A 12,708-nucleotide genomic window follows, 5' to 3' on the forward strand; every position below is an offset into this window, starting at 1 on the left:
AGCAACCTGCTCCCGTTGTGTCGTTCGCTGGTGATGCAATTAAACCGATTGTCGTTCCGTTAAATTAAGAATATCGAATGAGTCAGGAAAACTCAATAGGTTGCCAAAAATTTATTTTAAACGGGACATATCGAAGGCGCTGCTCATAAAAATTGAAAACATAAGAATTTATACATTTCTTGGGCCTGTATGATTTGATAATTGTTATCAAATGGATGACGAAGTAGATTTGGCGAAAAATGGTATAAAAGGCATGCCAGGCAAGGGTTGATGAAATCTCGTGTTGCTGAAGAATCAGGGCATCGGTCGAGACCAGATTGAATTTAATTATTTAAACTGGCTTAAATACTATGTTGCCTGTCTTGAATAACGTGGCTATGATTTGCGCAATTGCTGGGAACAGTGAATCACGTTGGCTCTACGAACTAGGATATACACGGTAATGGATTTCTCACACACTACATTGAAGGTCTTTGCGGATTATGTGAGCAGCGCGCTCGCGCAGCATGGATTCAGCTTGATTGTCCCGCAACTGGCGGAGCGCCGCGCACCAGGGATGCGACAGGGCGTCCTATTTGCGACTGAGGAAATGGCGGGTCGCGACTGGGTGAGCGTGCGCACATACTCAGTCTTCTGCCACGAACTGGACGACGGCCCGACACCTGACAAGCTCATGACTTATGACACCGTGGCAGGAGTTTGCTCGGGCAGCATGATGTCCGACGAAAGTGGTTTTTTGTCGACGCTCGAGATGACAATGGGAATTTTTCTGCCTGACATTCTGCGCTACGGAAGCGTCGATGCGATTGTTAAAGATGTCGAGAGTTACCCCGGCTCCGCGAGCCGTCACCTCGGAAGCAACCCTGTCGCCGCGAGGTTCAATCTCGCGCATTGCATGGAGACAATTGGACGGCAGTCGGAGGCGAAGACGTTGTACGTCGAAGCTGCAGAACAATTACAAGAGAGCGACGATGCTTTGGCACTGATATACGCTCACATGGCTCGACGACGCGCCGCGACGCTTGCTTGCGTCGGCACGATTCAGGCCTCTTCAGCGAAATCTGATGATGCGACGAACGCCCCCCGTGACCAATTGGCGCTCGCTGAGACGGACGAACCCTATCGACCGTTTTACGTGGGGTTGCTGCGATATCTGGAGAGTGTCCGCCAGAATCCGACGGCTAGTTACCCGTCGCTCCTGTTTCGTGCGATGGATGAGGTGTACGAGGCAGAAGCGCGGCCGGGGTTTTGGAAGTCGGTGTCCTCGAACGCAGTCATGAACGTTGTCAAACAATACGCGCCCAATTTCGAGCGAGAAATGACTGCTTCGTCACCGGACGAACTCACTGAGTATGTCGAGGACCTCGAGCTTGGTTTGTACATGCGGTCATTCGACGAACTCTGCGCCGAGCGGTTGCTGGCGCTGCCTCCAGATGTCCGGCCGGAGACGCGGGAGGATATCTACGACTGGTTGATGGCCGACTTTGACCACAGGGGTGAAGAAGACGAGTCGGAATATCTGGAGCGAGATGGTTTCAAGGGCGCAGATGGTGCCATCAGAGCAATGGAAATTCTGTCCGGAACGATTGCGCCGACTTGAGACGCGGACGCGTCGGATTGCGTTAGATAGCCAAGACCGCGTCGAGAGGGGCCACGCGGTTCCAATGTCGGTCCCAAGTCTGAAATCGCGTCGCAGACTTGACGACGGACTTGACAGCAACGAATCGAGCGGCGCTAGAGGCAGGTCGAACGTCGTGAGTCTTGGCATCCACCAATAGTCGTCAGTTCGACCCGCTAGGATATTCGACAGCTAGGGAATCTCTGCAAAAGTCCTGGCGTCGACGCGCGGGTGGACTATCCTGGAAGATAGGAAAGTTTAAGGGGTTCTTCAATGACGCAACTTGGCCTTGGTCTGGATCTGTCAACGAAACGTACGCGCAAACGGGAATTTCTCGATGAGATGAGACGCGTCGTGCCATGGTCGAGGTTGATTGCGTTGATCGAACCGCACTATCCGAAGGGAAAGACTGGACGGCCGCCGTTCCCCATTGCGACGATGCTGCAGATCCACTTCATGCAGCAGTGGTTTGGTCTGTCAGACCCGGCGATGGAAGAAGCGCTTTATGACGTACCACTGTATCGTGAATTTGCGGGGCTGGACGAGGGGATGACGCGTTTGCCGGACGAGAGCACGATTCTCCGGTTCCGCCACCTGCTCGAAACGCACGGCCTGGCTGTGCAGATGCTCACGTTGGTCAATGAGATCCTGAGCGAGAAAGGCTTGATGCTTAAAACGGGGTCGGCGGTCGACGCTACCTTGATCTCTGCACCCAGCTCGACGAAGAACGGCTCTGGTACGCGAGACCCGGAAATGCACCAGACGAAGAAGGGAAATCAATGGTACTTCGGGATGAAAGCGCATGTCGGCGTGGACGCAGAGTCGGGCCTGGTGCACACCGTCATCGGTACAGCGGCCAACGTTCACGACATCAATGCGGCCGAAGCGTTGTTGCACGGCGAGGAAACGGATGTGTACGCTGACGCCGCATATCGGGGTATCGAAAAGCGCTGCAAGGCAAAGACGGTTCGTTGGCATATCGCGATGCGGCCAGGCAGGCGTAGACAACTTGACCTGAATGATAGTCTGGACGCGATATTCGATCAGATTGAACGCCTGAAGGCTGGCATCCGCGCCAAGGTCGAACATCCGTTCCGAGTCCTCAAACAGCAGTTTGGCTACACGAAGACCCGGTACCGGGGTTTGATGAAAAACACCGCTCAGATCACGACACTATTTGCGCTGGGTAACCTGTGGATGGCACGTAAGGCTTTGCGCAAAGCGTGAAATGCTCCGAGATTGAGGCCACAAGTCTCAGCAAACAGGGGCGTCGCGGTTCTAAAGCCGGCCGATAAACCTGTCGGCAGATTCTCGTGGCTGACTTGGTTCAAGTGGCACAACGTCGGCGCTCTGAAAACGAGTTGTGCAGACGTTCCCTAGGTCCGGGTCGCTGACAACCCGCTCGCGCAGAGCGGAGCCGGAGCATTCGTCATCTCGTCATCGATATCGTGACCTTCACGGCCAGCCCTAAAAATGTGCATGTAGCTATCAGAAAGTCGATTCGCAGGGTATCGGTTCCGAACGTAATGGGCCCCCCGGGCCTGGCGACTGGCAGCTCGACATAGCGTTTTCCGACAGGCGCAAATGTCGGGTCGATGGCGGTGAGGTTGTCCACGAGGCGAGCCAGTTGTTTCATGTCTGCGGACGTCAAGGATGCGCTCGCGTCATGAGCTAGCTGGTTACGCATGCGGATAATCTGCTTAGCAACGGCTGCAAGTGGAATCGGGAAGTCGAGAAGCACCGCGACACCCAGTTATGTGGCAAACGTCCGTGGTTCCGCAACGAAGTCAGTCAAAGGACCTCTGAGTTTCGCATCGACGTAGCTGTTAAGAAGACGCTCAACCAGAAGATGCAGCCGAAGGACGCATCCGAGCTCATCTTCGGTCTCCGCTGCGGCGATGAAAACTGCCGGCGCCATCAGCTTGTTCAGGTCGAGGTCGTTGTCGCGTTTTTCTTTTGGCATCGCTTTCTACGTTTGCTAAGAAGTGGTATATCGAGATGAATCGTGGGCACCGTCACCACGGCTGGATAGTCATATTGACACCGTCCTGCCTAAGCAAGGTCGGAAGTCCAGTTGGCCCGACCATATGCAGCGCGCCGACAACTATCAGGCGCGGACCCGGATCGCGAATCAGGTCCAGGATTTGGGCATCCAACTCTCATTGCGTTTGTCCAACAGGACAGAGAAGGCCTGCGGCCAACGGTGTCGACGTTCCATGGCCATCTGCTCAAAGAAACCAATATCGCCGCGTGACCAACTGGCAACCATGGACGATATTTCGCTCGACCCCACGTCGTCTTGATGCAACAAGTAGTCGAGCAGCGAAATCTGCTCATCGTTTGGTGCGGCAGTCATAGCCGTCATTTGATCCGCAATCGTCTCTAGCGCATCACGAGACTTGACATCTCGCGTGGCACGGTCCCAGAAGTGACGGTCGACGCCGAGATCAGTCGAATAGCCATTTTTTGACGCTGCTGTCATTTGCGACGTTATCGCCACTATCGCCGGCTTGAGCATATCGATTCGCTCACGAGGGAGGCCAAGATTAAGCCAATGACCGACAGCTCGCTCATAAGTTGTCGCGGGGAGTATCTGGCTGAGTTTCATGCCAGACGGCAAAAACATTGGGCTTGGATCGACGGGAGCGTCCAAGTCCAACTCGAAGACCACAAATGTCGCTTCTGCAAAAGCCTTTTTCACCGGCATAGGGACTCGGAGATTCTTATGGTTTTCTAGAAAGATGACGAACGGAGTGTCTTCCTGTCTGGGGCACTGCTCTGCAGCGACGGCAGTCCTCTTGGTTGAAGGGCATCGTGAGCGGTATGGAAAGACGGTTGTTCATTTGGGCGTATCGGGAGTCGTCGTTATGTATATTCTTGCGGGAACCGTCACAGCATTCTGATGCCCTCAGCAGAGATCTGGTGTGCGGCAATTCTCGTGAGTCGCCCTGAGCTATTAGTGGACCGCAGCTAGATTTGGTGCCGAGTCATTGTTCGCTGACGTTCACTGTTCGGTTCGTAAGCACGATGATGGGCAGCGCGCTACTCTCCAAATCTACAGGGCCAAATATTGACTCCAGTTCTTCGTAGGAAGGGTGAGCTTTTGATTGGGAGCTCATCTCGTGAATCCACACTTCTTCCTGAAGCTCGTCGGTGTTCGGAACGATATCCAGGAACATGGCGTCGTCGAACATGTACAGAATCAGGAAGCGCTTCTGTAGATGTCTGAATACATGGGTTGGCACGCAAATTCGTTCCCGTCGCAGACGCACGCACGCATATCGGCCAAGCGGAGTGTTTTCAACGACAGCATCTGGCGGCGCACTTGAGGCGGGGAAGTTTGTTGACAGGTGACCGGGAAGGGCGACTACGACGCATTGTTCCTTCTCGGTGATTTCTTCGTGTAGTAAAAATGCTTCCGCTCGTACCTCGTACGAAGATGGTTCTCCAGAGGTGTGAAAGTCCTCCCGGAGGAGGTTGGCGAGCTCCTGGTCAATTTCGTCATCAGTGATAACGCGGGACACAAGGTTGGGGCTGCTTTCAATGACGGGCATGTCTGATTTTTTCTCGAGTGGAATGAACGGGTTCCGCATCAGATTGGACACGGCTCACCGTATGTAAATTTCAAGCCGGCGTCCTCTCCAGGTACGCTGGCGCGTGGTCCTCATGCAGATTTCGTTATCGAGTTCCGCGAATTACGTTGTTTGATCGGTGTCGCGCCGAGGGTCAGCGCACCTCGTAGCCGACGCGACATTTATAAATGTGCGCCAGTGACCATCCTGTCTCCTTGAACTGGCTTTGTGCGAACGCGCCAGGTCATTCGGACACCACGCCCTATGAGCGCGGGAGCGACTTGTCCATTTCTGCGATTACCCGTACGGCGATAACCATTGCGGTTTCAAGAACCTGTCGGTGACTGGATGCATCGGTAGCTCTTCGTCATGGAAAGGAGATTTGCGTGGAAAATATGTGTATGCAAATCTGTAGGCACCGGTTTTTATCTGCACTGTGCCCTGACATCACTCGCGTGCCGGTTCGACCGTCCGCCATGCACAAGAGCGCCAGATTGGCCGCGACGCAGGCCACTGCAGGTTGAGGGGCGAACGTGACTGATTGGCTCGGGTTGTGCTCTTTCGGCGGGAGGGGACGCATTGCTTCCGAGTGTGCCGACGCCGTCGCGACGTGGGCGACAGATCGGGCTATCTCAACGGGATAAATTGCGGGACTTCCACAGTGCCATCAGAGCGACGCCACCTCTGCTACAGGCCGACTGGCGGCACGGTTTCTCCGCGTTGCAGGGGAAACAGTTAAAGGTGAGATCTGTTCGTTGCTGTCGATCGCTGCGACTTCACCGCAAGACCGCCCGTCGAGGTTTTCCCGTCGGTTCAGTCGAATGACAGCGCATCGGCGGCAATGACGGCCCCATGATGCCGGAATACCTAGGCGCGAAAAATCTTCCAGTCGGTGATTCCCGCCTTCTCATGCGCGCAGTAAAGGCATTCGCTCGTGCTTTCGTGCATCGTCGCGTTTCTATGCACGTCGATGCCGAATCGTTTGCTAAATCGCGCCCAGCATAGTCTATCGTCTCCGTTGACCCAGAGAGTGTCTCCGTTCCCTGAAACGGCGACCTCGTATCGGTGCGCTTCAATCCCTTTGCCACCAATGTTCGTTCCCTTCGTTGGACGCCAACATTCTATATGCCTCCGCACGCCGCGCGCGACGATGGGCGCGGGCGACCGTGCGTGGATGCGATTTGTAGAGCGGTGAAATCGCGAAGTATCGACTTACGTCGTTATGCGGCTGTAGATCGCAATCGCGAAATTGACAGCCGGGGCTGCGTTCTACAAGTGAGTCGGGGACTGCGAGGGAGTTGGCGGAAGCTGGTGCAGCGACTCGGGAGCCAAAAGGTCGGCAACCCGACGTCGAGCGCGGTCGCAATTTTGTCCAGAAGGTCCAGCGTAAGGTCGAGGCTCTTGCGTTCAATCTGACTCGCATAGCCCCACGGGAGTCCGGCGCGTTTTGTCAACTCGTTTTGAGATATCTCACGCATGGTGCGGTATCTCTGAATGGTTGCCGCGACCGACGTACGGAATGTTTGTACGCGTTCTTCTGAAGGGGGCGGGTGGTCGTCTCGTCCGAAAAAATAACAGGGATCGACGCAGAGCGCGGCTGCGAGGCTCATGATCGTGCCAAGCCTGGCGTTTGCAGATTTGTTTTCAATTAGGTGGGGCGTATTTCTGCTGATGCCTGCTTTTTCACATAGAGCGTCGCCCGAAATGTTTTTTTCTTTACGGGTTGAGAGTATTGATTTTGCAAGCCGCTCTTTTGCGAGCAGCGGAGTCTCGGGCATATTGAAAAGTCGACGTGAGGGCGTAGCGAATGATAACGCGAGGAATTGCGTACGCGGCCAGAGGTCGGACATGTCGATCCATCGACATTGCCAAACTTCACAATGTCCGTCCCCGCAAACGCGTAGCCAGACTAGAAAAGTAGTATTTAGCAGGCGGGGGGCGATGTGATCTGCCTGGCGGATTGCGCGACGGCAAATTTACATTGATCCTATGGAGGCCGGGAGGTGAGCCACCGAGAAGTGGGCTGGCTCAATCACCGAGAGCAAAATCTCATGCACGCGATGTCATGCAGCAGTCCGACCTATCCGCAAATGAATTGGTGTTTTAAACCCATGGGTGTGCCATGGCGGGTAAATTTGACTCAAATAGTTGTCTTTCTGAGATGGAAGGTCGAGATCTCCTGCAATCTCGGAAGTTAGATTTGACACCAAATCAAATCAAACTCCGCGTAACAAGCCACACTCGAGCGGCAACTACTACGATACATCGAATCGGTGCCCGTGTAGCGTACAGGGTCGTGGCGACTTTAAACAAAAAGTTCGAAAGGAGGCGTGATTAGGACAAAGGCTAACGACGAATACAGTGAGATATCTTGTATTTAAAAGATAAACGTCTGTGCAGCCAAGGCGTGATGGCGAACGCGTGCATGATCTGCGGGCCGAGCGGCATCATCACCATGAAGTCCATGATGATGGTGAACTGCGTCAGCGCGAGCAGCCACAGCAGGCGGCGTTCGTGCTTTGCGCTTATTGAGTACATCGATCGATTCCTTGTTGTTGTTTTTAGAAGTACAGTGCTCGCGCGGTTCGTGCCGCCGTCTGCGGGATCCCGCACGCGGTAAGGCGCACGCAATCCCGCAGACGGCCGACGCTCAATCGTCGAGCGTTTCGTGCACCGCCTCGGCGCCCTGTTTCCAGTAGCTGGCCGCGCGAATGCGTGACTTGTCGACGCCGCGTTCCGTGCACAGGTGATAGCGCACTGCGCGCATGGTCGCGGCTTCGCCGGCTGCCCACACGTAGCCTTCGCCGTCCTCGGGCAGGTAGGTGTCGCGCACCGCCTGCAGTAACGCCTCACCGCGCAAACCCGCTTCGCTGCGATAGCGCCAGACGAGATGCAACTCGGCCTGCGTCGTGAATTCGATCTGCGCCGACGGATCGGCCACTTCGATCACGGCCGCGACGCGCGTGCCGGCCGGCAGTTCTTCGAGGCGCCGGGCGATGGCGGGCAACGCGGTATCGTCGCCGATCAGCAGATGCCAGTCGAAGCCCTTCGGTATCACGAGCGAACCGCGCGGGCCGCCGATACCGAGATACTGGCCCACTTTGGCTTGCGCCGCCCACGTTGCCGCGGGGCCCGCTTCGTGCATCGCAAACTCGATGTCGAGTTCGCGCGCTTCGCGATCGAAGCGGCGCGGCGTGAAATCGCGTGCAATCGGACGCGGCTGGCCGGCGGGAAACACCGGACCGTCGGGGCCCGCTTCCGGCAGCACCGGTTTGTCCGCGCCGGGTTCGGGGAAGAACACCTTGAGGTGGTCGTCGAACGAAGCGGAGACGAAGTCGTGCAGATCGTCGCTCGTGAAGGTGACGCGGATCAGATGCGGGGTCAGCGCGTGCACCTGCTTGACTTGCAGCAGACGGAATTTCAGCGGATGGCGCACGCGGTGGACGGCAAGGTCGGTCTGGCTGTTGGTTTGGTTCGCGGCTTGATGGTCTTTAGTCAGCATAAGAGTGCTTCTCCTGTTCGTTCGATGAGCGAGCGTTCGCGCGCAAGCGGGGCTCCCGGAGCGCACGAGCACCCCGGCAACGGGCAGTGCGATGTCAGGCGGCCGGATCGGCGTTGTCGCCGTTTTCGCTGCTGTCCGGTTTGACTTCGCTTTCGATTTCTTTGGCTGCGCGCATCAGAATTTCAGCGATGCGACGCTGTTCCGCCGCCGACGCGTTGTCACGGCGCAGCAACGCATGTTTCAGTGCGCGGCGCGCTTCGCTCAGCTCGGGCAGCCAGCCGCCTTCGCTGATGTCGGCCGGCTCTTCGCCGGCAAACGCGCGGCGCACCGAATCCATCTTGCGGGCGATATGGCTCAGCTTGGCCAGCATCAATTCGACGCGGTCGCGGTTGACGGCCAGATATTCGCGGCCCGTTTCCGACAGTTCGTAGCGCTTGCGGTTGCCTTCGAGTTGCACGGTCACGTAGCCGAGTTCTTCCAGATACGTGAGCGCCGGATAGACCATGCCCGGGCTCGGGCTGTAAAAGCCGTTCGAGCGCGTTTCGAGCGCCTTGATCAGCTCGTAGCCGTGGCTCGGCTGCGAGCCGATCATCGACAGGAGCAGCAGTTGCAGGTCGTCGGAACTGAATTTGCGGCCGCGCGGAAAACCGTCGCCGTCGCCGCCGAAGCCGCCCGGGCCGCCGCCGAAGCGCCCGCCACGCCCGCCACCGCGATGCTCGTGATGACGGCCGATGGCGTGCCACAGCGCGTGCAGCGAGAAGCGGTCGTAGCCGTGACGGCCTAGGCCGCCGCGCAGGTCGTCACGGAATTCGTCGCTGAATTCGTCGCGGTCATCGCGGCCGCGTTCGCCATGACGGCGTTCGAAGCCGTCACCGCGTGCTTCGCCGCCGCGTTCACCACGATGGTCGTGGTGATGGGCGAAGGCATGCCAGAACGCATGAAGTGCGCCGCGTCCGTGGCCGGTCTGGAAACTGTCGTCCGCCATGCGCGGGCGGGAAAAACGGTGATGATGACGCATGTTGGGTACTCCCGCTTGTGTCTTAAGATGTGTCTTAAGATATATATCTAAAGATAGTTTGTCAAATTCCTTTTTTGCAATGGTCGTCCTCAAAGGGTGCTGTTGCATGCCAAATCGTCATTGAATAAATGACATTCATGCTCTCGTGAAATTGATTGGAAACGCCGAGAATGCTTCTCAGCGCGGCATTGGCCGTAATCCAGGAGCGACGAACATGTTTGCAATTACCGGTGTAACAGGGCAGGTTGGCGGTGCGGTGGCACGCGCGTTATTGGACGCGGGGCATGCAGTGCGCGCCGTGTTGCGCGATGAGCGCAAGGCGGAGGAGTGGGCGAAGCGCGGTGCCGATGTGGCGATCGCGTCGTTCGAAGACGCCGACGCGCTCACCGCCGCGTTCTGCGGCACGGCGGGTGTCTTCGTGATGGTGGCGCCGAACTTCGCGCCGCAGCCGGGTTATCCGAACGCGCATGCGGCCGTGGCGGTGCTGAAGGAGGCGCTGACGAAGGCGAAGCCGGAACGTGTCGCGGCGTTGTCGTCGATTGGCGGGCAGCGCGAGTCCGGCCTCGGCCTGATTACGCAAGTGCATATTCTCGAAACGGCGCTCGCCGGTCTGCCGATTCCGACGGCGATCCTGCGGCCCGCGTGGTTCATGGAAAATTCGCTATGGGATATCGCACCAGCCCGCGACACGGGCGTGATGCCGAGCTTTCTGCAACCGCTCGAGCGCGCATATCCGATGATCGCCACCGCGGATATCGGCCGCGTGATCGCCGGCACGCTGACGCAGTCGTGGCAGGGCCGTCGCGTGATCGAGATCGAAGGTCCGCAGCGCTACACGCAGCATGAGATCGCCGCGCTGCTCGGCGGCGTGCTCGGGCGGCCGGTGAAGGCGCAGGCGGTGCCACGCGAACAGTGGGAAGCGCTGTTTTTGGCGCAAGGTACGGCGTGGCCGGCGCCGCGTATCGAGATGATCGACGGGTTCAACTCGGGGTGGATCGATTTCGAGGATGGGGTGAATGAGCGGGTGATAGGGGCGATGGGGTATGAGGCGGTACTGGCGGAGTTGGTGAGGCGGGTGGGGTAGGTCGCGATAGGGGGTGTGGTGAGCGCCGCGCGCTCACCCGTCCATCACACTCAAAAAATCGACTGCCCCGTATAAGTCGTCAGCCACTCGAGCGCCAGCACCCCCGCCGCCGAGTTCCCATTGCTATCCAGCGCCGGCGACCACACACACGCCGCCATCTCGCCCGGCAGCACGGCAACGATCCCGCCGCCCACGCCGCTTTTCGCCGGCAAGCCGACCCGGTAGACGAAATCGCCCGCCGCGTCGTAGGTGCCGCAGGTCAGCATCAGCGCGGAAAGACGCTTGGCTGAACTCGTGTCGAGAATCCGTTCTCCAGTGGCCGGCGCCACGCCGTGATTGGTCAGGAACAGCGCCGCCTTGGCCAACTCGACGCAGCTCATCGAGATCGCGCATTGACGGCAGTAAGCATCGACCACCACCTCCGGCGGCATCTCCATGTTGCCGAAGCTCGCCATGAAATGCGCCATCGCACGGTTACGGTGAGCGTTTTGCAACTCCGATTGCGCGACGCGCAAATCGTAGTCGATGCTCGTTTCGCCCGTCAGCCGGCGCATGAATTCGACTAGCGCCGTCTCGGCTTGCACGAAGCGGCGGCACAGCACATCGGTAACGACCAGCGCGCCCGCGTTGATGAACGGATTGCGCGGTTTGCCGCGCTCGCTTTCAAGCTGGACGAGCGAATTGAACGCGGTGCCCGACGGCTCTCGGCCGACGCGTTCCCACAGTGCGTCGCCGAGCAATTGGAACGCGAGGGTGCAGGCGAATAGCTTGGAAATGCTCTGAATGGAAAAGCGCGTGTCGGCGTCGCCGGTGCGGAAGACCTCGCCCGATGCCGTGACGATCGCCATGCCGAAACTGTCGGCGGGCACCGTGGCGAGTTCGGGAATGTAATCGGCCACTTTGCCGGTGCCCAGATAAGGCTGCAGATCGCCGTGGATCTGTTCGAGGATGGATGCGTAGTTCATTGGGCCTGGACCGTTGGAGCCGCGATTCTACTGGCAAGCTGGAGCGAATTGTTCGTCCGCACAGCGACGTGCGCCGCGACCTGGCACAAGCGACGTTCGACGAGCGTCCCTGACCGGCTATGCTAATCTTGCTGCCTTTCTGGCAACAACCGGGCAAAACGGACTCCACGATGGAGACTTTTGATCCAGACGGCGTCGAGCAACCGGTCTTCGTGATCGGCGAGCGGTACGAGACGCTGGACGAACCGTTGGGCGCCTACCGTCGCGCGCGGCTGATCCACGTGAGCGCCGGGGTGCTGATCGTGCGCACCGAGACCGAGCGCTGGGTGGTGCCGCCGGGTCACGCGGTCTGGATGCCCGCAGGTTTTCTGCACCGCTTGTCCGCCACCCGTCCCGTCGAATTTCATTCGCTCTTTGTCGCGCTGGACGCCGCGCCGCTTCCACCTCACAGCGGCGCCGTCGTGCCCGACTCGCTGGCTGCGGCGTTGCTGATCGCCGCAGCCCAACTGCCGCACGACCAACCGTTCGACGAACCGGCCGCGCGTCTCGTACAAGTGTTGCTGGACCGGCTGCCGGGTCTGCGCACTGCGCCGTTAGGGTTGAACTGGCCGTGCGATCCGCGCGCCCAGCGGATCGCCGACGCGCTGAGCGCCAATCCGGCGGACGCCGCGGTACTCGAAGACCTGGCCGCGGCCGCCGGCGTAACGGCGCGCACGGCGGCGCGCCTGTTCGTCAAGGAAACGGGGCAAACCTTCGGACAGTGGCGCCAGCAACTTCGCCTGCTGGTGGCATTGGAACACCTCGGCGCCGGCGCGAGCGTCACGCAGGTAGCGCTCGAGGTGGGCTACAGCGACGTGTCGTCGTTCATTGCGGTGTTCCGGGACGCGTTCGGCGACACACCCGCACGGTATTTCCGCTAACGCATCGCCGTCGCCCACGGTAACAGGCT

At 58.4% G+C, this 12,708-nt stretch carries 10 protein-coding genes and 2 pseudogenes; 4 read left to right on the plus strand and 8 right to left on the minus strand.

Going from position 1 to position 12,708, the window contains the following annotated elements; translation table 11 throughout:
* The first annotated feature begins 442 nt into the window (after window positions 1-442).
* Complete coding sequence (locus tag HF916_RS18090; protein WP_168790237.1) at window positions 443-1,600, plus strand: hypothetical protein; 1,158 nt, start codon at window positions 443-445, stop codon at window positions 1,598-1,600.
* A gap of 291 nt (window positions 1,601-1,891) precedes the next feature.
* A complete protein-coding gene (locus tag HF916_RS18095) occupies window positions 1,892-2,845 on the plus strand; it encodes an IS5 family transposase (RefSeq protein WP_168787489.1) in 954 nt (317 codons plus the stop codon).
* Window positions 2,846-3,371: 526 nt separating this feature from the next.
* Here the strand turns inward: HF916_RS18095 and HF916_RS18100 are convergent.
* From HF916_RS18100 to HF916_RS18135, 7 genes and pseudogenes are all read right to left on the minus strand, one after another.
* A complete protein-coding gene (locus HF916_RS18100; RefSeq protein WP_168790238.1) occupies window positions 3,372-3,581 on the minus strand; it encodes a hypothetical protein in 210 nt (69 codons plus the stop codon).
* A gap of 52 nt (window positions 3,582-3,633) precedes the next feature.
* Window positions 3,634-4,325 (minus strand): annotated as a pseudogene (locus HF916_RS18110) (TraB/GumN family protein).
* 280 nt (window positions 4,326-4,605) lie between these two features.
* Window positions 4,606-5,223, minus strand: coding sequence for a hypothetical protein (locus tag HF916_RS18115; protein ID WP_168790241.1), 618 nt, complete (start codon window positions 5,221-5,223; stop codon window positions 4,606-4,608).
* A gap of 1,187 nt (window positions 5,224-6,410) precedes the next feature.
* Window positions 6,411-7,040 carry a helix-turn-helix domain-containing protein gene (locus HF916_RS18120; RefSeq protein WP_168790242.1) on the minus strand — a complete coding sequence of 210 codons (630 nt, stop codon included), beginning with the start codon at window positions 7,038-7,040 and terminating at the stop codon, window positions 6,411-6,413.
* Between the two features lie 553 nt (window positions 7,041-7,593).
* Window positions 7,594-7,728 (minus strand): annotated as a pseudogene (locus HF916_RS18125) (MFS transporter); the annotation flags it as partial.
* Between the two features lie 112 nt (window positions 7,729-7,840).
* A complete protein-coding gene (locus HF916_RS18130) occupies window positions 7,841-8,692 on the minus strand; it encodes a siderophore-interacting protein (protein WP_168790243.1) in 852 nt (283 codons plus the stop codon).
* A gap of 94 nt (window positions 8,693-8,786) precedes the next feature.
* A complete protein-coding gene (locus HF916_RS18135; protein WP_168790244.1) occupies window positions 8,787-9,710 on the minus strand; it encodes a PadR family transcriptional regulator in 924 nt (307 codons plus the stop codon).
* Between the two features lie 214 nt (window positions 9,711-9,924).
* Between HF916_RS18135 and HF916_RS18140 the strand changes: the two genes are divergently transcribed.
* A complete protein-coding gene (locus HF916_RS18140) occupies window positions 9,925-10,794 on the plus strand; it encodes an NmrA family NAD(P)-binding protein (RefSeq protein WP_168790245.1) in 870 nt (289 codons plus the stop codon).
* Between the two features lie 50 nt (window positions 10,795-10,844).
* Here the strand turns inward: HF916_RS18140 and HF916_RS18145 are convergent, their stop codons facing one another.
* Window positions 10,845-11,759, minus strand: coding sequence for a glutaminase (locus tag HF916_RS18145; protein WP_168790246.1), 915 nt, complete (start codon window positions 11,757-11,759; stop codon window positions 10,845-10,847).
* Window positions 11,760-11,929: 170 nt separating this feature from the next.
* Here HF916_RS18145 and HF916_RS18150 point away from each other — a divergent pair, with 170 nt between their 5' ends.
* Window positions 11,930-12,679, plus strand: a complete 750-nt coding sequence (locus tag HF916_RS18150; protein ID WP_168790247.1) for an AraC family transcriptional regulator — start codon at window positions 11,930-11,932, stop codon at window positions 12,677-12,679.
* Window positions 12,680-12,708 lie beyond the last annotated feature (29 nt).

Origin of the sequence: Paraburkholderia aromaticivorans, from assembly GCF_012689525.1 — a bacterium.
Classification (GTDB): Bacteria; Pseudomonadota; Gammaproteobacteria; order Burkholderiales; family Burkholderiaceae; genus Paraburkholderia; species Paraburkholderia aromaticivorans_A.